The sequence below is a fragment of the Flavobacterium pectinovorum genome, from assembly GCF_022802975.1.
Classification (GTDB): domain Bacteria; phylum Bacteroidota; class Bacteroidia; order Flavobacteriales; family Flavobacteriaceae; genus Flavobacterium; species Flavobacterium pectinovorum_B.
This window is the reverse complement of the sequence record NZ_JAFEVZ010000018.1, coordinates 1-22872: the sequence shown is the minus strand read 5'-3', so window position 1 is coordinate 22872 and position 22872 is coordinate 1. Positions and strand designations below refer to the sequence as shown.

Sequence of the window (22872 nt, the reverse complement as noted above, 5' to 3'; positions counted from 1 at the left end):
ATTAGCCGAAATAATACATCCTTTTGGATCTATAAGAATAAAGTAAGAAAAGGCTACGTACTGGTATTTTACCCAAAACCTAATAAATACTAAATATTCCGCAGGTATAAAATTACGATATATCGTAAGCTTTAGTATCGTTCATTTTCACAAACACCTTGCTCAATAACAAATTAAGAGTTTGGCACTTCATTCGATTAATAAATCGTAAATTTTAAAAATTAAAACTTATGAAACCATCAGCTAACTTATTATCACCGGATAATCATGCTTTAGTATTAATCGATTTTGAAGGACAAATGGCCTTTGCAACCAGCAATATTGCAATCAGTGAATTGCGTAACAATGTTGCCATCATCAGTGGCGCTTCTAAAATTTTTAATGTTGCTACGATTGTAACAACTGTTGCAGAAGAAAGCTTTTCAGGCCCCGTTTTTCCGGAGGTTGAAGAATTTTACCCAATCGCTACTTCGGGATATATCGACCGTACAACCATGAATACCTGGGAAGATGAAAACGCTTACAAAGCAATTACAGGTACAAATAAGAAAAAATTAGTTCTTGCAGGATTATGGACAGGAGTTTGTATCGTTGGACCAGCTTTATCTGCTATTGAAGAAGGCTACGAAGTGTACGTTATCACAGATGCCTGCGGAGATGTTAGCGCTGAAGCTCATGAGCGTTCTATACAAAGAATGATTCAGGTTGGAGTTCAGCCCATCACATCAATTCAATATTTATTAGAACTTCAGAGAGACTGGGCACGTGAAGAAACTTATGGACCGGTTACAACATTAATGAAAAAACATGGCGGCGCATACGGTTTAGGTATTCACTATGCACACAATATGCTGAAACACTAATCAGGTAGTTTCATCTGTACTATTATAAATTCCTTATCCTTCATTATGTTGGAATCATCAAAATCCATATCCGTAAAAATTAAGTTTCTAAGGATCTTTATCATTTTTCTTTTAAAAGGGAGTATTGTGTCGGCTCAAAGTTTTAAGCTTTTGCGGTATGATGAAAATTATGAAATTCTAAAAGATTCAAACCGAAATTTTTATGAAGGATTAAAATTTATTCCGTTAAATGAAAAGAAAAACAGTTACATGTCTCTTGGAGGCGAAGCGCGATATGAATATGTTGATTTCAACAATGAAGACTGGGGAAGATTAAATATAGGTCAAAATAATTTCCTGTTGCAGCGCTATGATCTTCATGCCGATATTCATTTTGGAAAAACTTTTAGAGTGTTTGCACAATTAAGAAGTGCCTTAGAAGACGGCCGTACCAATGGAGCCCGTGGCATTGATGAAGATCAGCTAAATGTTCAGAATTTATTTTTGGATGTGAATGTATGGAAGCAACAAGACAAAAAAATAACAGTACGTGCTGGGAGACAGGAATTAGATTATGGATCAGGAAGATTAATTTCAGTAAGAGAAGGCCCAAATGCGAGACTGTATTTTACAGGAGGAAAAGTAATGTATTGGTCTGCAAAATTATCGGTTGATGTATTTGCTGTAATGGCAGATGATATTTATACCGGTGTTTTCGATAATAAAATATCTGAACAACTCAATCTTTGGGGAGCTTATTCTAAAATGATATTTCCAAAAACAGGAAATTTTGATTTTTATTATCTCGGATTTCGAAAAGATACCTCTCTTTTTGAAGAAGGAATTGAAGCTGAAAGAAGACATACTCTGGGAACAAGATTTTGGAAATACGGTAACGGTTTTATTTACAATCTTGAAGCAGCATATCAGTTTGGAACCTTCGGTTCAGGAAATATAAATGCCTGGACAGGATCTATTGATATTGGTTATTCTTTTGAAAATATAAAATTCAAACCGACCATAAATCTGCGAAATGATTATATCTCAGGAGATAAAAATCAAGGCAACGGAAATCTCCAAACGTTCAATCCGCTGTATCCGAAAGGAGGTTATTTTGGCTTTAGTCCTCAGATTGGTCCGGTAAACCTTATCGATATTCATCCGTATGCTACTGTAGACTTGATTCCGAAGCTTAAAATGCAGATCGATGTGGTTTTTAACTGGAGATATTCAGTACAGGACGGAGTTTACAGACCCAGCGGAATGCTGAACCTCCGCGGAAGCGATTCTGAAGAAAGATATATCGGAACTGCCTATTTAGCCAATTTTACGTATAGCGCAAACCGATTTATTTCGGTTGTAAGCGGTATCCAGTATTTTAAAACAGGTGCTTTTATCAACGACGTTATTCCAAATTCTAAAGACGGTGTTTTCTTTAATACCAGACTCGGATTCAAATTTTAAAAACAAAATTATTTAAACACATAGAAACATAGCTTGTTTTTAACCTATAGATAAGCGTTTCACTTGCATCAATACACATAGCTATGTGTGAGAAACTAGTTTCCTTTCATATTCTTTTTTATTTATTTCATGTAAATCTATGTCTATCTATGTGTTTAAACATTATATGATTAAATGCTAATCAAAAAAATTACCAATGAAAACAAATACTTCAGTGTACAGATTCAAATATTCTTATCTGTTTCTTTTGATTATGACATTCGCAGGCTTACAGACTAATATTGCTTCTGCTAAAACTGCTTCAATTGGTTCTGCTGTTAATTGGGGAAACGTAGACATAATTGTAGTAAACAGAAAGGTTCACGAACCGTCTGTAACAGAAGCATCTTTAAAGTTAGCCTGCGTTTTTCATTATACAGAAAGTTACATCTGTATCCCTCCTGCCCTGCTTCTTACAAATCTAAAATCACAAATCTAAAACTTAAATAATCAAATTATGAAAGCAGATTTAATCTTATTCAACGGTAAAATTCACAGTTTCAATGCTGAAACTCCAAATGTTACTGCGGTCGCAATCAAAGACGGAAAATTTATTGCTGTTGGAGATGACAGCGACATTATGACTTTTGCTTCTGAAGAAACCAAAATAATCGACCTTCAAAACAAAAGAGTCGTTCCCGGAATCAACGATTCGCACATTCACCTTATTCGCGGTGGTTTAAATTACAATTTGGAATTACGCTGGGACGGTGTTCCTTCTTTGGCAGATGCGCTTCGAATGCTGAAAGAGCAGGTCGATCGTACTCCAAATCCGCAATGGGTTCGTGTCGTTGGAGGCTGGTCTGAATTTCAGTTTGCTGAACGCAGAATGCCAACTTTAGAAGAAATCAATGCCATTGCTCCGGAAACTCCTGTTTTTATTCTGCATTTGTATGACAGAGCAATTATGAACAGAGCTGCGTTAAGGGCAGTTGGCTACAACAAAAATACGCCTGCGCCTCCCGGAGGACATATCGAACGCGATTCGAACGGAGAACCAACCGGGCTTATTATTGCCACTCCAAATGCGATGATTTTGTATTCGACTTTAGCAAAAGGGCCAACGCTTTCTTACGAACATCAAATCAATTCGACACGTCATTTTATGAAAGAACTAAACCGTTTCGGAATCACCAGTGTGATTGATGCGGGAGGCGGATTTCAGAACTTTCCGGATGATTATAAAGTAGTGAATGAATTAAACGAAAAGAAACAATTAACTGTAAGAATCGCCTATAATCTTTTCACTCAAAAACCAAAACACGAATTTGAAGATTTCAACGACTGGATTGATACCGTAAAATTATATCAGGGAGACGATATGTACCGTCATAATGGAGCGGGCGAAATGCTGGTTTTTTCTGCTGCAGATTTCGAAGATTTCCTTCAGCCAAGACCCGATCTTCCTGAAAACATGGAAGCTGAATTAGAGAAAGTAGTCCGCCTTTTAGTAGAAAATCGATGGCCATTCAGACTTCACGCAACGTACAACGAAAGCATTACCCGATTTTTGAATGTTTTTGAGAAAATAAATCAGGATGTTCCTTTCAACGGACTTCCGTGGATTTTTGACCACGCCGAAACTATTGACGAAAGAAACATCGAACGTGTAAAAGCCCTGGGAGGCGGAATTGCAGTACAAAGCAGAATGGCCTATCAGGGAGAATATTTTACAGACCGCTACGGAGCAAAAGCAGCTGAAAATACACCGCCAATTAAAAAAATGATCGAAATGGAAGTTCCTGTTGGTGCAGGTTCAGACGCTACACGTGTGAGCAGTTACAATCCTTGGGTTTCTATGTACTGGATGACGGTTGGAAAAACTATTGGAGGTTTACAATTATACACTGAAACGAGATTGAACAGACAAACCGCTTTAGAACTCTACACCAGAGGAAGTGCCTGGTTTTCGCAGGAACAAGCAAAAAAAGGAGACATTAAAGTAGGAATGTTTGCCGATTTAGTGGTTCTGGATCGCGATTATTTTACAATTAACGATGAAGACATCAAAAAAATCGAAGCTGATTTAACCATTGTAGATGGAAAAATTGTGTATGCTAATGGAGATTTTTCATCATTCTCACCTCCTCATATCCCAATTTTACCGGACTGGTCACCAACAAACATTTACAACGGTTATCCGGTAAGAAGCAGTTTGCAAAGTGCTATTGAAAAAAATGCAAAAGCTGATGCAAAACCAAAACTTACTGCTCAAATTCACAGCTGCAGCGGAAGTTGTGATGTTCATGCGCATAGTCACGATATTGCCAGAATGAGCAATGTACCGGTAAATAATTATAACGCATTCTGGGGCGCATTGGGCTGCTCTTGTTTTGCCTTCTAAATTTAAAGAAATGATTGAAATTATAAAACAAATTCTGTATTCCGATTTAGGAAATTCATTCAATAATGGAGCACTTTTAGTATTTAGAGTTTTACTTGCAATTGAGTTATTCAGAGTACACGGAATGAAGAAGTTCAGAATTCAAAATGGACAAAAAGAACAGGTTCCGAATCCGTTGCATCTTCCGGAAAAATTAAACGCATTAGTCGCCACTTTTTCAGATACTGTAATTCCGTTTTTTATCATCCTTGGACTCGGAACACGTCTTGCTGTTTTGCCAACAATTGGCGTAACAGCGATTGGCTATTTTGTCGTTCATAGAAACGATTCTCCCGAAGTGCGAGATGTTCCGTACATGTACACTTTATCTCTATTACTCCTTCTTGCACTTGGCGCAGGAACTTATTCACTTGATTATTATTTATTAACATTAATAAACAATTAATTTAAACACATAGAAACATAGATTTTTGGGCGTATAATTAGGCGTTTCACTTTATTTAAATAAACATAAGATCTATGCGTGAGAAACTAGTTTTTTTCTGTAGCCTTGTTCAAAATAAAAGAAAAACTATGTTTCTATGTGTTTGATTTATTAACGATTACACTTAATTTATTAAACCTACTTTAAAATGAAAGCAAACATCGGAATTACACAAGAAAACATCTCAAAAGTTGCAGATGTATTAGCAAAAGTTCTTGCAGACGAATTTGTACTTTACACAAAAACAAAAAGAGCACACTGGAACGTTGAAGGTCCTGATTTTTATAACAAACATCTTTTCTTTGAACAGCAATATGATACGATTGATGAAATTGTAGATAATGTGGCAGAAAGAATCAGATCTTTAGGGCATTATGCGCCTGCAACACTCAAAGATTTTTTAGCGCTTACACATCTTACAGAAGAACTAAAAGAGAAAAACGACAGCGATGGCTTCATAAAGGAATTACTTCTGGATCATGAGAGTATCATTATTTACCTGCGCGAAAACATTAACAGTATCGCAAATGAATTACAAGATGCCGGAACAAGCGATTTTATAACCGGACTTTTAGAAAATCACGAAAAAATGGCATGGATGCTTCGTGCACACCTGAAATAAAAAAATTATGGAAATTAAAACAAATATCTGGTACGTTACCCTGCTGCTGACCATCATAGCAGGGTATTGTGATACCGTAACTTTTGTAGCTGCCGATTCGATATTTTCAGCACATGTTACGGGGAACTTTATTGTCTTTGCTTATCAAATCATCAAAGGTTCAGACATTCATGCGTGGGTGAAACTGCTTACTTTTCCAATTTTTATAATAGCTGTAATTACCGGAGGAAGAATTGCGTTAAAAGCAACAAACCGTTACACCATTCTGTTTTGGGAAGGTATTCTACTGGTTTTAAGCGGAATTGCTTCGTATGTTTTCGGTTATTTGGAGCATTTTTCAGAATGGACAATGTATTCAGTTGCTATGACAACCGTATTCGCTATGGGACTTCAGAATGCTTTTGGAAAGCTTTACGCAAAAGAAACACACGGACCGACTACCATGATGACCGGAAACGTAACTCAGGCTTCTCTGGATTTAGGAAATTTATTAAAAAATGGATTAAAGGATGTTGATGTATTGCTTAGTTTTAAAAAGCAATTAGTAACCATTATCGGATTTCTTACGGGCTGTTTTTTAGGAGCTGTTGCAGGAAAGTTTTTTGGATTGGGAACTTTAATTCTTCCGGGAGCAGCCATGATTATTTGCTATTTATTCCACCGGAAGCCTTAGACAAACGGGGATTTCGAATTGCAGATTTCTGATAATATAGTATCTTTAAATGCTAAAATCAGTCTTATTTTTTCTATCAAAAATAAAATGCTTTTTCTGTTTTTTTATGATGGCGAAAAAAAATTCCCTGAATGAAATTTAATAATTATGTAAATTGGTAATATTCACGTAATTATTGAAATAAATAGTAGTAATATACTGAAAATCATATAAAATTGAATATAATTTAGATTTTAAACTTACCTGAAATTCGTAAAAAGACAAAGAACATAATGAAGGAGAAAATTTTAATAGTTGAGGATGAATTTATTGTAGCAAATGATTTAAAAATCATGCTGCAAAAAGCGGATTATCAGGTAATCGGAATTGCTTCTTCTGTGGTTCAGGCTCGAAAATTAATAGAGGATAAAAGACCTGACTGGATTTTGCTTGACATTATGTTAAAAGGTACTTTGACAGGAATTGATTTAGCCTGGGAACTCCGTGAAATGCAACTGCCTTTTCTTTATATTTCGGCAAACACCAACCAGACTACTCTTGAAGCGGTTAAAGCAACACATCCCTACGGATTTATGGTGAAACCTTTTCGGGAAAGAGATCTTATTGTCATGCTTGATATTGCCAAATACCGATTTAATGAAGAAAAAGGAACTTTAAGTAAGCAAACAATTGATACTGAAATTCAGGAAATTGACGGAATCATAGGCGGAAGCCCGCTTTTAAAAGAAGTAATTGAAAAAATAAAAATTGTAGCTCCTGCAGAAACTTCTGTTCTTATTTTAGGCGAAAGCGGAACAGGTAAAGAAAGGGTCGCACATTCGATTCATGAACATTCTAAGCATAAATCTAAGCCGATTGTTGTGGTTAATTGTGCTGCTCTACCACATTCCTTAATAGAATCTGAACTTTTTGGACATGAAAAAGGAGCTTTTACAGGTGCCAATTCACTCCGAATCGGAAAATTTGAACAAGCAAATGACGGAACTATTTTTCTGGATGAAATAGGTGAATTACCACTAGATTCTCAGGTAAAGTTATTACGAGTGTTGCAGGAAAAAGAAATTCAGCGGCTTGGAGGCAATAAAACCATTAAAATCAATGTTCGTATTGTAGCGGCAACCAACAGATGCCTGGAGAAAGAAGTTGCAGAAGGACGTTTCAGACTTGATTTGTATTATCGTTTGAATGTATTTCCAATACAATTGCCAACATTAAAAGAGCGTAAGGAAGATATTGAAGCGCTGGCTAATCATTTTTTAAGAAAGTACGCAGCAAGTTCAAGAAAAAACATCAATGGTATCAGTCCTTTAGCCTTAGAACAATTAACAGGTTACGATTGGCCGGGAAATATTCGGGAACTGGAACATTTGATTGAAAGACACGTACTGCTTGCCAAAACAAATGAAATTGAAAAGTTTGATCTCCCTTCAAACCCAAATCCTTCAGTTCAGCATACCGGAAAAATGAAGTCTATGGAAGAAATGGAAAAAGAACATATCATGAATGCGCTCTTTCTTTGTGACGGCAAAGTTTCCGGTTCGGGAGGTGCAGCAGAATTATTAAAAATGCAGCCACAAACGTTGTATTCAAAAATGAAAAAATTAGGTATAAAACAAGGATATAATTAATTTTTTTTGATTTAAAATAGAGAAAAGAAGAAAGAAAAAAGACTTAGCGAACTTTGCGCTGAACTTGCGCCTTTGCGGTTAAATGTCACAAAATATAGAAAACAAAATATTATGGAAATAATCAAACTGGAATTAGACGAGAAAAAACACGGTGCATTTAATCTCTATGTTGATGATAAAAAATTGGGCGAAATGACCGTAAGCATAAAACCTGATCTATTGACGGTTTATCACACAGGAGTTGAACTGGAAGCAGAAGGAAAAGGTTACGCTAAAAAACTTCTGGACGAAATGGTATCCTATGTCCGCGCCAACAATTTAATGGTTTTACCGCTTTGCCCGTATGTTCACGCACAATTTAAAAGACATCCGGATGAATATGAAGATATCTGGAAGAAGTAATCCACTTTGATTTATCGTTCCAGTTTGTCATTTCGACCGGAGGGAGAAATCACACTAGTAGCTCCACAAAGTGAATCCAATCTTTGTCGAATCCCGCTTGTGATTTCTCCCTCCGGTCGAAATGACAAGATTGTGTAAATCTGCTAAAATCCATTTAAATCTGCGAGAAAAAATCTATGCGTAAAATTATCTCTCGCAGATTTGACAGATAATGCAGATTTTTAGTATTGAAAAATTAATTCATCAAACTAAGTAATTAAAATATAAAAGTCATGAATACAGAAATTTTAACAGACGGTATTCCTTTAAACGAAGCGAAAAAAGCTTTAATCTTGATTCATGGTCGTGGTGCCGGCGCTCATGATATTCTTTCGATTGCGAAACATCTTAAGGTTGAAAAATTTGCATTAATTGCTCCTCAGGCCGAAAACAGAACCTGGTATCCGTATTCATTTTTAGCGCCTCTGAACGAAAATGAACCTTCGTTTTCCAAATCATTAGAAGCAATACATCAGATTGTGGTAGCGATACAGCAAAACGGAATCGAAAAAGAAAATATTTATTTCTTAGGCTTTTCACAAGGAGCTTGCCTTGCATTGGAGTTTACAACCAGAAACGCAGCCAAATATGGCGGAATTGTAGCTTTTACAGGCGGCCTTATCGGTGATCAGGTTTATGAGAACCACTATTCCGGAAATTTCGAAAACACTCCGGTTTTCATCGGAACAAGTGATCCTGATTTTCATGTTCCTGTAGAAAGAGTCAATGATACTGAAGTGCTTATGACAAAAATGGGCGCAGATGTTACTAAAAAAATCTACCCAAATATGGGGCATACCATCAGTCAGGACGAAATAAATTGTGCCAACGCATTAATTTTCAATAAATGATTACAATCACCCGTGTCTACAGCGACTCCAATGGAGAAAGTCATTTTGAAGACTTCGAAGTTCCGTTGAAAAATAATGGTGATATTGGCTTTTTATCTGAGGATGAGCCTGTAAAATCTATTGTTTTTAGAGAAGTCAGCCCTTCTTATGATTACGATTTTCATAATGCTCCGGACCGTCAATATATCGTTTTACTGGATGGCGGTGTAGAAATCGAAACTTCATTGGGAGAAAAAAGAACATTTAATACCGGTTCCATTTTATTGGTAGAAGATACTACCGGAAAAGGTCACAAAACAAAAAATAGTGAACCCAAACCACGAAAGTCAATATTTATAAAATTATAAAGGACCAAAAAGGAGTTTCGAAATAAACTAATCAATAAAATGTTCTTTTTTAATACCCAATTTCTGCATTCGGGATATCAAGGTTGTTGATGGAAGCCCCAGAAGAACAGCAGCACCTTGTGGCCCTGAAATTCTTCCGTTGCATTTTTTTACGATTTTCAGTATATATTCTTTCTCTACCTCCTGTAATGTTTTAGTGCAAAAATCCGTTTCTGAAATAGTAGATTCTGTTGTAAAAATCTCCGAAAAAGTCATTTCTTTGATTGTCTCTTCTTGTGCAAACAAAATACTTCTTTCAATCATATTTTCTAATTCCCTTACATTTCCCGGCCATTCATTAGCAATCATACTGTTCAGGATTTTTTTAGAAAAACCTTTCACTTTTTTTCCGATTTTTTCAGCATGTATTGCCAGGAAAAAATCAGCTAAAACCGGAATGTCTTCTTTTCGATCACGCAATGCCGGCAACAGAATTGGAAAAACATTTAAACGATAATATAAATCACTTCTAAATCTTTTTTCGGCAACTTCATTTTCAAGCGATTTATTGGTCGCAGCAATTATTCTTGCATTCACCTTTATTGTTTTATTTCCACCTACTCTTTCTATTTCTTTTTCCTGTAAAACCCGGAGTAATTTCCCCTGCAATTCTAAAGGCAGCTCCCCTATTTCATCCAAAAACAATGTGCTGTTTTCTGCCTGTTCAAACTTCCCTATTCTTTGTGCTGTTGCTCCTGTAAAAGCACCTTTTTCATGTCCGAATAATTCGCTTTCAATTAAATTTTCAGGAATGGAAGCACAATTAACCTTAATCATTGTATTTTTTGAAACCGGCGATAAATTATGTATGGCACTTGCCACAAGTTCTTTTCCTGTTCCCGTTTCTCCGAAAATCAAAACAGTAGACTCAGACGGTGCAACTTGTGCAATCAATTCGTAAACGCTTTGCATAGCGTCACTGATGCCTATAATTCCTTGAAAGCCTTCATTTTTTACTGGCTCTTCTGTTTTTGGTAAATCAGTATTTTTAAAGGTTTTTAATTCTGTTTTAAGATGTTCAAATTCCTGAGTCAGCATAATATTCCTAACCATAATGGAAAGCTGTAATGCAATTCCATTTAAAATTCGATTAGATTCCCTGCTAAAAATTTTAACGTTTTTGAAGAAAAGAAAAAGGACATTTCTGTTTCCTTTAATGTAAGGAAGACAAATTCCTATTCCTTCTTTAAAACCTTTGCCGATGACCTCAACAATATAATCAGGAAACTGATTTTTTTTATCGGTAGATTTTAAATCAAAAAGAACAGTATCAGCAGAATCCATACAGACATCAAAAAAACCATCCTTCAAAATATATCTTTTTGAAGCAACATTCTTCTTTGAAAATTGATAGAAAATTTCATATTCGGTTTCATTTTCACTGGAAGATGCCAAAAGAAAATCATCAAACTGAAATTGTTCTTTTAGAGCATCAATTACAATAGCACTAAATTCTTCTTTGTTTAAAGCCTGAGAAAGTGTTTTACAAATCGATAAAATCAGCATTTGTTCTCTTTCTCTTTCCTGCAGCCGGTTCATCATGATGGCAGTTTTATCAGTTGGCTTTTCCATAAGTAGTAATTGGTGTAATATTTAGTAACAGCAGGGTAAATTTAAGAAATAGCTTCTGTTAAACGGCAATCATTTTTGTAATTCTGTAAACTTTAAATTTATAAAATTACGATATATCGTATAATTTAAATAATGATTTCGTACTAAAAAACCTGATAAATAAGCCATTGAAACAAATGGAATATTATTTGGCTATTAGCATGCCTGTAGAAAATATTGCAGTTTTTATTTCTTAATCCAGATTAATCGACAGGCAGCTGTAACCGAAGTAATTTTGTAAAAGAAATTAATAACAATTAAAAAACATACCATGGAAAATACAATTTTAGGCTTACACCATATTACCGCAATCGCAGGTGACGCCAAACGCAATTTTGACTTTTACTCAAAAATTTTAGGATTACGATTTATCAAAAAAACGGTGAATTTTGACGATCCGGGAACCTATCATTTTTACTTTGGTGATGAAGTAGGAAGCGCAGGAACAATTTTAACCTTTTTTCCTTGGGGAGAAGGAATCCAGCAAGGCAGAAAAGGTTCCGGAATGGCTACTGAAATCGGATATTCTGTTCCAAAAGGAAGTCTTGATTTCTGGCAGAAACGTTTTGAGCAATACAATGTGATCTACAATAAACCGTCTGAAAAATTTGGAGAAAAATACCTGACTTTCTTAGATCCGGACGGATTAAAATTAGAGCTAATTGAATCTAAAACAGATGATAACAGAAAAGCCTGGGAAACTGATGAAGTAAAAGCAGCTGTGGCAACAAAAGGTTTTCATAACATTACGCTGACATTAAACGATATTAAACCAACTGCTGCTGTCTTAACTGAAATATTTGGTTATAAACTGATTGATCAGGATGTAAACCGTTATCGTTACGCAACAGATGCTGTAGAAAATGCCGCTATTGTTGACTTGGTAGAATTACCTGAAGAAAAACGTGGTTTAAATGCTAACGGAACTGTTCATCACGTAGCTTTCCGTGTACCGAATGACGAAGTTTTAATGAAATTTAGAGAAAAAATCGAAGAATACGGATTGCAGATTACTCCGCAAATCGACAGACAATATTTTCACTCCCTATATTTTAGAGAACCGGGCGGTGTTTTGTTTGAAATTGCAACAGATAATCCCGGATTTACTGTAGATGAAAGTCTGGAAGAATTAGGTCTGAACTTAAAGCTTCCTGCACAGTATGAATCCCAAAGAGCTGCTATTGAAGCTCATTTAGTTAAAATTAACTGATTTCAATATTTCGAGACATCTTAAAATAGAATGCTTACATAATTCATTATATCGTTGGTTTAAAATCTAAACCATAAAATTATTAATCTAAAATCAAAAACCATGAGTACGATTACAGTAAAAGACGGAACTGAGATTTATTACAAAGACTGGGGAACAGGACAGCCAATTGTTTTTCACCACGGATGGCCTTTATCGAGTGATGATTGGGATGCACAAATGCTGTTTTTTCTTCAGAAAGGATACAGGGTAATTGCGCATGACCGCAGAGGACATGGACGTTCAGGTCAAAGCTCTGAAGGGAATGACATGGAAACTTATGCAGCAGATGTTGCAGAGCTGGCTGAAGCACTTGACTTAAAAGATGCTATTCACATTGGACATTCAACTGGTGGCGGTGAAGTTATTCGCTATACGGCAAAATATGGAAAAGACCGTGTTGCCAAAGCTGTTTTAATTAGTGCAGTAACACCTATAATGATTCAAAATGATAATAATCCTGATGGTGTTCCTTTGTCTGTTTTTGATGAAATCCGTCAGAATGCCGGTTTTAACAGAACGCAGTATTATTATGATTTTCCAATTCCGTTTTACGGATGGAACCGTGAAGGTGCAGTTATATCAGAAGGAATCAGGCACAACTGGTGGCGCCAGGGAATGATGGGTTCTGTATTGGCTCATTATAAAGGAGTTAAAGCTTTCTCTGAATCTGATTTTACAGAAGATCTTAAAAGTGTCGAAATTCCTGTCCTTGTTTTACATGGCGAAGATGATCAGATCGTACCTTTCGCACAGGCACCCAAAGCGGTTAAACTCTTGAAAAACGGAAAGTTAATTGGCTACCCGGGCTTCTCACACGGAATGCCTACTACTGAGGCTTCAACAATCAATAATGATATTTTGGAATTTATCCGTTCTTAAATTTTAAATACTAATATCCATCAAAGCTGTCTATCCTTTAGGCAGCTTTTTTTACGCTAGAAATCGACTGTTTCAGGTCTCAAAAATTAGTTATTGTTTCAAAACAAGACTTCTAATAAATTCAACCCGCACTGTCAATCCATTATCATTAATAAAAGACACTTCCCCATCCAGTTGTTCGGCTAATCCTTTAATTAAGCTGATACCTAATGTTGAAGAAGCATCAAAACAAAAGTCTTCCGGCAATCCAATACCATTATCGCTAATTTGAAATAGTATTTTATTACTATCCTGAGATTTAAATACAATAGCAATAGTTCCCTGGTTCTTGTCAGGAAAAGCGTGTTTAATACTGTTCGTAACCGTTTCGTTTAAAATTAATCCGACAGATACAGCCTGGGCTTCATCCAGCTCTATAGCCTCAACCTCTATTTCAAAATGGATACGATTTTCCAGATCAAAAGTATCTGCGAAATTATGTAGTAAATCATCAATATAATTTTTCATTTCGATTTCGCGCACAATATCAGTCTTATATAATTTTTGATGTAAAAGAGAGATCGCGTACAATCTTTGCTGACTTTTTTGAATGGCATCAAAAGCTTCCTTGTTTTTTAAGGTATTAGACTGGGAACTCAAAAGACTCATTACGATCTGCAGATTGTTTTTTACCCTGTGATGAATCTCTTTCATAAGCGATTCTTTCTCGGATACTAACTTCTGAAGCGCACTGTTTTTTTGATCAATTTCGTTTTTTTGACTTATGAGAAGTTTGTTATTCTTTTGTTTAGACTGATAACCTTTCCAGAAAACAACAATACAAGCCAAAAGAAGCAGTACAATACCAGCTCCAAATTTTATCATGTTTTGAGCCTGGGTGGTTTTTTCTTTTTCAGCATCCATGGCAAGTTTTAGATTAGAAAATTCTTTTTCTTTTTTTTCTAAACCGTATAAAATTTGCAGTTCTTCTATTTGCTTGTTCTTTTTTTCATTAAAAATAGAATCATTAAGATTTTTATATTTTTGAAAATATTTTATTGCCGAAAAATATTTTCCCTGAACGGAATCTATCTTGAATAAGTATAGATTAGCTTCTTTTACTTGATTAAGTTCTACAATTCCTTTTGAAAAATTAAGTGATTTTTCAAAATTGTTTTTTGCCTTTTCATATTTTTTATGCTCCTGATAAAACTTTCCCAATTGAAAATAAGCCTCGGATAAATTAATGATATAAAACCCATGGCCTTTCTTTTCATACAAGTGAATCATTTTTAAATAATTAGACTCAGCCAGTTCAACTTGCTTATTCTTATTATAACAATAAGCCAACGATCCTAAAATGCGGGCTTTATGTACATTTTCCTTAGGAGGATATTCTTTGATAATTTTTTGAACCTGATGTAAGGCTTCTTTATGTTGATTTACTTCGCACAGTTCTTTGCTTAGTAGGTCTGTAAACTCATATAGATTAGCAAAGTCTGCTTCTTTATCAGATTTTAAAATGGATATGGCTTTTTTTAATAATTCTATACTGAGTTGATGATTACCCAAATCTTTGTAAGCCACCGCTAATTGTTCATAAAAATCGGGGGCAAATCTATAATCGCCTGTACTCTCCATGCTTTTAACACAGAGCAATGAGTAGTTAAGACTTTTACCAAGATCACCTTTAAGACGTTGCGTATCGGCAAGAAGATCGTATGTAAAATGCAGTTTTTTATATCCAATTTTATTGTAAATATCCAAAACCTGAAGCAGCTCTTTCTCTGCTAAATCCAGCCTTCCCTGATTTAAATGTGCATCTGCTTTACTTTTTACGGCATAAGCATACTTTTCCTGAAGCCCAAGATTCTTATAAAGCAGACTTGCCTTATCAAAATAATTTGCTGATTTTTCTAAAGTGTTAAAGGATCGGGGGAATTTCCAGAATAATCGTGCTCCCAATACTTCCCACATTTTTGCTTCTTTTTCGAACCGATTGTTTTTTTGGTAGAACGCTATAATTTTATCAAAGTTTTTTATAGCCATGGTGTAATTATTTTCTTCAAATAAAACTTCACCATAATAAAATAAACATTCATGTATTAAATCCTGATTTTTAATTTTTTGACTTAGAATAGAAGCTTTATTAAAATTAAATCTTGCACTGTCCATATCTGCTTTGAAACTCTCAGGTTTATACAGAAAATGGGTACCACGCTGCAGAAAATATTTAATTTTTGACGTCACCTGAAAAGAACTTCCCTGATTTTTTAAAGAGTTATTACTATAAGCATACCTATTCGAATAGCAATTCCAATTTAGTATGAAGAACAACAAAAAACAAGCTAAAATATAACGCAGGGTCATGTGTTAAGTATAAATCATTAAAATAAAAAAGCTTTTGAAAAACTGATTACAAAAGTAATACGTTTTAAAGGTTCTGTTGCATCAGTCAGAATCAAATAAAAGTTTTTAAGCAATTTAAAATTTATTTTTATCTAATAACTTTTTTAGAACAATACATATCAAAGAATTTATCTCTTTTATTTTCATTAATTGAAGCTTATCCAACAAAAGACAATATAGTTTTCGATTTCTAATAACAATAACTCCCTTTATTTCAAACTTACCAACATAGGATTTTTCAACTCTTGTGAAAAACGATTCAGGTACTCAAACCATTGAACTGAGTTTGTGATTTTACCTGCTTTATCCCACGCAGCACCTGTGTAATAAACGATTGGTTCATTGTTTGTTACTTCTGTAACTGCTAATATCTGCTCGTTATTTACAAGCATATTTTTTACAGGAGTAGTCAGAATTGAGCCAACACCTGTTGTGCCGTCTTCTTTAACCGTTGGTTCCCAATAACCTGTAATTCCTTTTTGTTCATCTAATGAAATAATACCAGGTCCTGGTCTTTTAATAATTCCGACCACAACCGGCATAGGCTTATTGTCTTCAAAAGTATATACGTTTTCTACGCGATTTAGCTGAGATCCGGCATCGAGAGAAATGGTTTTTACCGCTTTTACTTTTATACCGCCTGCATTCCATTCGTCATAAACAAGCTGAAAAGTAGTGCGTAACGGACCGTTGTCTAATACTTTCCATTGATGATAATTGGCAGAATAGCGAATCGTATCTTTAATATAAGGAGCCATGTTGCCGGCACCTAATGTGTGACCAACATGGTAATAATCCATTCCGTTGCCATTGTCTTTGTGGTAATTCCCTATTTTGTAACGTTCGTTAATCACCATTTTATCGGTTCTTTTTACCCAAACATCAAAACCATAAGCATCTTCGTTGGTATTTTCAATAGCTTTTCCGTAGGTTCGAAAAGCTATTTTATCATTTTCCCATGCAAAATCATCCTTACGTTCGGGTACAAAACGGGCATAGGTTTTCGTTTCAACCAAATTAGGTTTTCCTTTTTGTACAAAAAGACGAAGAGTGGTTTTTGCTTTAACACTTACCTGTACCAATAAATTTTGAATTCCCCGAAGCCCTTTATGTTCTAATTGATACGGAATCTGTTTTTTTGTCGCAGCATTAATTACCACAAAATTTGAAGTATCTATTTGAGGAAAATGAGATAAGACTGTTTCCCATTTAACAGCCACTACCGTTTCATTTCTTTCTAAATCTGAGTTATTTTGGATTTCGATAGCTGCTTTATTTTGGGACAAAAGTATTAATGGCAACAAAAGGAAAAATAAAGAAATGCATTTAGTGTTTTTCATGATATAAAGGTGAAATTTTGAGATAATTTCTACTGCTATTTTAAAGTAATATCAGTAGAAACTGAGGTTTATTATTCATTAGAAGGTTTCCCAATGGTTGCAAGAATTCCTCCGTCTACATAAATAACCTGTCCGTTAACAAAGTTACTTGCGTCTGAAGCTAAAAACACAGCTGTTCCGGCAAGGTCTTCCGGATCTCCCCAACGCCCTGCAGGTGTTCTGCTGATAATAAACTCATTAAACGGATGACCATCAACACGAATTGGTTCTGTCTGTGAGGTTGCAAAATAACCAGGGCCAATTCCGTTAACCTGAATATTATGTCTTGCCCATTCAGTAGCAAGGCTTCTTGTCAGCATTTTTAAACCTCCTTTTGCAGAAGCATACGCGCTCACATTATCACGCCCCAGTTCGCTCATCATAGAACAAATATTGATAATTTTTCCTGCCTTTCTTGCAATCATTCCTTTGGCAACCAATTTTGACATGATGAATACACCAACCAAATCAACATCAATTACTTTTCGGAAATCTTCCACTTTCATATCAATAGCCATTACACGCATGATAATTCCGGCATTGTTAACCAAAATATCTATTTGACCGTGTGCAGCTTCCATGGCTTCTACTTGCTTTTCAGCTTCGACTTCATCCGTTACATCAAAAACATAACCTGTCGCTTTATACCCTTTACTTTTATAATATTCAATTGCAGTTTCCAGAGGCTCCAAAGTATTATTGGTTATAATTAATTCGGCTCCTGCTTGTGCCAATCCTTCTGCCATAGCCATTCCTAAACCATGGATTCCGCCTGTAATTACTGCTTTCTTTCCTTTTAAATCAAATAAATTCATTGTAGTTGTTATTATTGTTTGCATTATTTATCTATCACAAAGCCGTCTTTTGTTTTTTCAATCCATTGAAATAAAACAGGCTGTAATTTTTTCACAATTGGTAAATCCGGTTTATAAATATTAGTCAGTTCAAAAGGATCTGCTTTTAAATCGTATAATACATATTCGCCTTTACCTTTTTTCTTCACAAAAGCCAGTTTGTAATCGTTTGTACGAATCCCTCTGAAACCGGTATTCATATCAACATTATTACTGACAATCGCTCCCAAAATATATTGTTCTTTTGGTTTTTCTCCTTTTCCGTTCAGGTAGTATTTTGCGAAGCTTTTACCATCTAAATTTTTAGGTATTTTGCCTTTCATTCCCATTAATTCCAGAAGGGTTGGATAAATGTCGGGAAGACTTCCTAAGAATACATTGTCCTTTCTTGGCTGAATATGACCTTTCCAATTAACGATAAAGGGAATTCTTAATGACTCTTCAAAAATGTTATTTTTGGATATTTCGGAATGTTTCCCGAGACAATTTCCATGGTCGGCCATAATAACCACAATAGTATTTTCATCCAGTTTCTGATCTTTTAAGCCCTGCAGAATTCGGCCTATCTGTTCATCAACTCCCGTGATATTGGCATAGTAATAACGAACATCTTTTCGGTACTGATCGCCTAATTCTGTTCCTGCTGGCGGAATATTAGGATCTTTTACTAAATCTTCCAAAGGAACATCCTTGTATAAATCATAATAGTTTTTTGGAACAGTCTGGTATTCCGAATGTGGTGGATTCATTGAAACGACTAGTGAAAAAGGAGCATCCGTTTTACGGATATTCCCGCTTTCATTTTTGAAAAAAGCCAGTGCTTTATCCGCTTCATGAATGGGCCCCCATTGATTCACGTATTTAAAATCATCTCTTTTATCATTGGTATCCCAATACATTGGCCTGTCATGTTCATCATACGTTCCATAAGCATACCAATAGTCAAAACCATGTCTTTTATCCGGCGAAGTCCATTCGTTCCAGGCTACCGGGCCAATATTGTTTGATGTCGGGATATAAGGTTTGTAAGGAGAATCAAGATGCCATTTTCCAATATATCCGTTAGAATATCCATTTGCCTTTAAAACATCAGACCAACAAACAGCGTCATGTTGTAATTCAATTCCAAAAGGCGCTGATGAAGAATTTACATTACTGTACACATGGTTTTTTATCGGATACTGGCCTGTCATGAGCATCGCCCTTGCCGGAGAACAAACCGGATAGTTACTCACCATTTGTCCCAGCACCAGACTTTCTTTAGCATAATCATCCAAAAAAGGAGTCATAACCGGCTCTTTTCCTTCAAATCCCAATGCCTGACCTCTCCATTGATCAGCTAAAATAATCAGCAAATTGGGTGCTTTTTTAGACTTAGATTTATTTTGTGCAAAAGCCGAAAGCCCAAATACGATTGCACCTAAAAAGAAAAATTTAGTATAAAAACTGTATTTTATCTGTTTCATAATTATCTTTTTTATTGAATTTCCTGAATCCATTTTGGCAGCTTTTTCAGTCTTAATTTCAGTTGAGCCAAATATAATGAAGCGGGTTCAACAGCTTGACCAATTGATTCTGACTGTCCGATCTGTTCCATTTTAAAAGTCGTACCCTTGCTTGTAAAACCAACCACTATTGGATTAAGAATTCTCCACCATTCAAATACTTCCGGAGAAGGCCAAAACTCAAAATCTTTTACAGCTTCATTCGTTTGTTTGTAATTCCACAGCACCAGACCCTGCATATGATTGGGCATATTTTCTTTTGCACCATCTGCACGGCCATTCATTAAACCGCCTTCGACATTATCCAGTAATGTATTTCTGGGCTGGCTCGAATGTGACTCAAAACAAGTAGTCGAAGGATATTTACATCTCCAAATTACCGTATTCATAGCTCCATGTGATGAACCAAAAGAATGCCATTGTGAAGCCTCATCAACACAATTTGCAATCAACACATTTGTAGATCCATTCGAATTTATCGCCTGATGGCCTGCGTTTCCATCAATTTTACAATTTAAAACAGAAATATTAGCGCTTTGTGCAATTGTTGCTGCGACACTACAATCTGTAAAACGGCAATTTTTCATCCATGAATTAGTGTTTCTTCTAATATTCAGCATCGTAAAACCGCTATCGTCTTTCCAGGAACGGTGGTGAACAAATTTTTCTGTCCAGTTACCCACAAATGCAATATCTTCGATCCCAACCTCTTCACTGTTGGCGAATTTGTAAACTTCCCATTTGTATTTCGGATCAATTGTATACGAAACAGGTGCAAAAAGTGTTACTGCATCTTTCTCTATATTTTTAATCTGATAAAAAACTTTGACATCGATTCCTTTCTCTAGAAGATAAGTCCATTCCGGTTCAACTTTATTGTTTTTTAATTCTGATGCAATTAAGTCTTTATTGTTATCAAGTAATTTTATAACAATCCAATCACCTTCTGCCAGACCTTCGGTGGTATTTAATTTTATAGTGAATTCCCCAATAGAAGCTGCCTGCGTAACCTCACCTATTTTTTTATCAGAACCACCACTGCCAAAAATAAATAACGGCGGAACTGTCCACATTTTAGAAGGATCAGCGGGTGGAAGAGCGTTTTTCATATACAACTCTGTTCCTCCTTTCCTGGAGCCGCTTCCTCTGAAAACAATATGCCCTTTTTTTGAAATAATAGAATTAGCAGGATCGCCATCTTCATTAACTAAGAATCTCCCTTTCGGAAAAAAAACAATTCCCGAACCGTTTTTATTCGCAGCGTCAATTGCTTTTTGAATGGCTGCTTTATCAGAAATCCTGTCATCTGGTTTTGCTCCAAAAGAAGTAACATCAAAGATTTTATAGTTAGTTACATTCGGAATTGCCTTTTCGCCATGGTGGTAACCCGCATAAGAGAAATCAGGCAAAAGGGTCTTGTCTTTCTTGTAATCTTCAAATATTTTGGATTCTTGCTGAGCCGATAATGTGACAGCAAACAAATTCAAAGCTGCAATAAACCCTGTTCGAATATGTTTTTTATTAAAATTATACATCTTATCGTTTTTAGTATAAACCGTACATCCTTTAAAACAGCATAATGCAATTTATTCAACACATAGAAGATAGCTTTAAATTATAATTTTCAGCTAAAATTATAGATAGATTGAGACCAGCAAAAAACCTTTAGCAATTTAAAAGCTATCCTTATGTATTGAAATAGTTAACCAAACAATTTATAAATACCACTTTTTATAACGTAATAATGCTTCCAGGAAATAATAATCGGCATACGTTAACGGAACATCAATTTCGCTTTTATGCGGAATCGAACCGACACTATGCATCAATAAAAATCCGCCATTCGTACCTAACTGAGCACGATATTTTGAGCCCGATAATGATTTCAGAATGGTTTTGGCAACATCGACGTAATTTTGTTTTTCTTCTCCTGAAGTATATTGCCCTAACTCTAACAATGCTGATGCATAAACTGATGCAGCAGATACATCACGCAAAGCATTAGGAATTTCCGTAGCATCAAAATCCCAGTACGGAACTTTATCAGCAGGTAAATTTGGATGATTCAGTATAAATTTTGCAATTCCCTGTGCCTGTTTTAAATAAGTCGGATCTTTTGTAAAACGGTACATCATCGTGTAACCATATAATGCCCATCCTTGTCCCCTGCTCCATGCACTCGAATCTGAAAAACCTTGTGCTGTAACTTTCTTGCGGACTTCTCCTGTGGTTAAATCATAATCCAGTACATGATAACTGCTGTAATCAGGCCTGAAATGATTTTTTATGGTGCTGTTTGCATGATTTCTGGCTATGTCTGCAAAACTTTTATCGGTACTGTTCTGGCTTGCCCATTCCAGCATTTCAATATTCATCATATTGTCAATAATAACCGGGCCAACAAAACCTTTTTGCCTCAATCCGCCATCGGTAATTTCCCAGGACTGGATCACCTTGGCATCCGGACGATATCGGGTTGCCAGTGATTTTGAAGATTCCAGAATTACTTTTTTATATTCTTCATTTTTTGTCAGGCGATAAGCGTTTCCGAAACTGCAAAACATCATAAAACCTAAATCATGGTTTTTAGTAAAATATTTTACCGTATCTAAAATTGCCAGTCTTTTTTTGGCTTCATCCAGAATCAAGGGCTTTTTAGTATACTCATAAATATATAGAAGTGTTCCCGGGTAAAAACCACTACACCACCAATAAACATCCGAATTAACATGACGATTATCTTTAAACGTTTTGGGCATGGAATCTACAGGCGTAGCCTTCTCCAGATATTGGTATTGCTTTGCAGCAAAAGCAAAATTATTAGCAATTATTTTTTTCATTGCAGCATAATCCTTTGACTTTTGAGCAAAACTGAAAAGGCTAAAAAAACACAGGAATACTAATATGATTTTTTTCATTTTTTAATTGTTATGAGTTTGTTTCTTTCAAAATGCAATTTCGGGAATTATTTAAAAAACCGGAAGAAATGCTCTTCCGGATTTATTTTTATTGTAACCAGAGTTCACTTTGCGTTAATGCTTTATTAGACAATATTTCTAAAGAAGGAATAGGAAACAACAAATTTCTTGCTGTAACACTTTTACCTCCTAAACCGCCATATTGCTGCGCAGTTGCATTTGTATTGGCGCCTATTTCGGCACCTACTGAATTCATTGTTGCAACAAACTTATTCCAACGAATTAAATCCATTTTACGCAATCCTTCAAAAC

At 35.4% G+C, this 22872-nt stretch carries 21 protein-coding genes; 13 read left to right on the top strand and 8 right to left on the bottom strand.

The annotated features are described in order from the left end of the window. The first annotated feature begins 230 nt into the window (after window positions 1-230). The 11 genes from FLV_RS18855 (at window position 231) to FLV_RS18805 (ending at window position 9735) form a co-directional block, all read left to right on the top strand. The gene (locus FLV_RS18855; RefSeq protein ID WP_243236268.1) at window positions 231-863 is read left to right on the top strand and encodes a hydrolase; all 633 of its coding nucleotides are present in this window, start codon (window positions 231-233) and stop codon (window positions 861-863) included. A gap of 126 nt (window positions 864-989) precedes the next feature. Further along, the gene (locus FLV_RS18850; RefSeq protein ID WP_243236267.1) at window positions 990-2306 is read left to right on the top strand and encodes an alginate export family protein; all 1317 of its coding nucleotides are present in this window, start codon (window positions 990-992) and stop codon (window positions 2304-2306) included. A gap of 196 nt (window positions 2307-2502) precedes the next feature. Next, window positions 2503-2784, top strand: a complete 282-nt coding sequence (locus tag FLV_RS18845; RefSeq protein WP_243236266.1) for a hypothetical protein — start codon at window positions 2503-2505, stop codon at window positions 2782-2784. Window positions 2785-2802: 18 nt separating this feature from the next. Beyond that, a complete protein-coding gene (locus tag FLV_RS18840; protein WP_243236265.1) occupies window positions 2803-4689 on the top strand; it encodes an amidohydrolase in 1887 nt (628 codons plus the stop codon). A gap of 10 nt (window positions 4690-4699) precedes the next feature. Continuing rightward, window positions 4700-5134, top strand: a complete 435-nt coding sequence (locus FLV_RS18835; protein WP_243236264.1) for a DoxX family protein — start codon at window positions 4700-4702, stop codon at window positions 5132-5134. Window positions 5135-5321: 187 nt separating this feature from the next. Then, on the top strand, window positions 5322-5795 hold the full coding sequence (locus FLV_RS18830) for a Dps family protein (RefSeq protein WP_243236263.1): 474 nt from the start codon (window positions 5322-5324) through the stop codon (window positions 5793-5795). A 7-nt stretch (window positions 5796-5802) separates the two neighbouring features. Next, complete coding sequence (locus tag FLV_RS18825) at window positions 5803-6468, top strand: YoaK family protein (RefSeq protein WP_243236262.1); 666 nt, start codon at window positions 5803-5805, stop codon at window positions 6466-6468. Between the two features lie 272 nt (window positions 6469-6740). After that, on the top strand, window positions 6741-8096 hold the full coding sequence (locus FLV_RS18820; protein ID WP_243236261.1) for a sigma-54-dependent transcriptional regulator: 1356 nt from the start codon (window positions 6741-6743) through the stop codon (window positions 8094-8096). 111 nt (window positions 8097-8207) lie between these two features. Further along, window positions 8208-8498: a GNAT family N-acetyltransferase gene (locus tag FLV_RS18815; RefSeq protein WP_243236260.1), complete on the top strand. Its 291-nt coding sequence runs from the start codon at window positions 8208-8210 to the stop codon at window positions 8496-8498. A gap of 272 nt (window positions 8499-8770) precedes the next feature. Next, on the top strand, window positions 8771-9388 hold the full coding sequence (locus tag FLV_RS18810) for an alpha/beta hydrolase (RefSeq protein WP_243236259.1): 618 nt from the start codon (window positions 8771-8773) through the stop codon (window positions 9386-9388). Continuing rightward, a complete protein-coding gene (locus FLV_RS18805) occupies window positions 9385-9735 on the top strand; it encodes a hypothetical protein (RefSeq protein ID WP_243236258.1) in 351 nt (116 codons plus the stop codon). Before FLV_RS18810 ends, FLV_RS18805 begins: the two co-directional genes overlap by 4 nt. Before the next feature lie 27 nt (window positions 9736-9762). Here FLV_RS18805 and FLV_RS18800 read toward each other — a convergent pair whose 3' ends face one another. After that, window positions 9763-11346 carry a sigma-54 interaction domain-containing protein gene (locus tag FLV_RS18800; RefSeq protein ID WP_243236257.1) on the bottom strand — a complete coding sequence of 528 codons (1584 nt, stop codon included), beginning with the start codon at window positions 11344-11346 and terminating at the stop codon, window positions 9763-9765. Between the two features lie 310 nt (window positions 11347-11656). Between FLV_RS18800 and FLV_RS18795 the strand changes: the two genes are divergently transcribed. Both FLV_RS18795 and FLV_RS18790 read left to right on the top strand, forming a co-directional pair. Further along, a complete protein-coding gene (locus tag FLV_RS18795) occupies window positions 11657-12595 on the top strand; it encodes a ring-cleaving dioxygenase (protein ID WP_243236256.1) in 939 nt (312 codons plus the stop codon). Window positions 12596-12697: 102 nt separating this feature from the next. Beyond that, window positions 12698-13516: an alpha/beta fold hydrolase gene (locus FLV_RS18790; RefSeq protein ID WP_243236255.1), complete on the top strand. Its 819-nt coding sequence runs from the start codon at window positions 12698-12700 to the stop codon at window positions 13514-13516. A gap of 90 nt (window positions 13517-13606) precedes the next feature. On the opposite strand, the gene FLV_RS18785 is transcribed toward FLV_RS18790, so the two are convergent. The 7 genes from FLV_RS18785 to FLV_RS18755 all read right to left on the bottom strand — a co-directional run. Next, window positions 13607-15670, bottom strand: a complete 2064-nt coding sequence (locus tag FLV_RS18785; RefSeq protein WP_243236254.1) for a histidine kinase dimerization/phosphoacceptor domain -containing protein — start codon at window positions 15668-15670, stop codon at window positions 13607-13609. Window positions 15671-16113: 443 nt separating this feature from the next. Continuing rightward, a complete protein-coding gene (locus FLV_RS18780) occupies window positions 16114-17244 on the bottom strand; it encodes a DUF4861 family protein (protein ID WP_243236253.1) in 1131 nt (376 codons plus the stop codon). A 71-nt stretch (window positions 17245-17315) separates the two neighbouring features. Beyond that, window positions 17316-18098 carry a gluconate 5-dehydrogenase gene (locus tag FLV_RS18775; protein WP_243236288.1) on the bottom strand — a complete coding sequence of 261 codons (783 nt, stop codon included), beginning with the start codon at window positions 18096-18098 and terminating at the stop codon, window positions 17316-17318. Window positions 18099-18121: 23 nt separating this feature from the next. Beyond that, window positions 18122-19603: a sulfatase gene (locus FLV_RS18770; protein WP_243236252.1), complete on the bottom strand. Its 1482-nt coding sequence runs from the start codon at window positions 19601-19603 to the stop codon at window positions 18122-18124. An 11-nt stretch (window positions 19604-19614) separates the two neighbouring features. Further along, window positions 19615-21177, bottom strand: a complete 1563-nt coding sequence (locus tag FLV_RS18765; RefSeq protein WP_243236251.1) for a DUF4955 domain-containing protein — start codon at window positions 21175-21177, stop codon at window positions 19615-19617. 180 nt (window positions 21178-21357) lie between these two features. Continuing rightward, the gene (locus FLV_RS18760; RefSeq protein ID WP_243236250.1) at window positions 21358-22482 is read right to left on the bottom strand and encodes a glycoside hydrolase family 88 protein; all 1125 of its coding nucleotides are present in this window, start codon (window positions 22480-22482) and stop codon (window positions 21358-21360) included. Between the two features lie 166 nt (window positions 22483-22648). Next, window positions 22649-22872 (bottom strand): RagB/SusD family nutrient uptake outer membrane protein (locus FLV_RS18755; protein ID WP_243236249.1); only part of this gene is annotated, 224 nt, incomplete at its 5' end.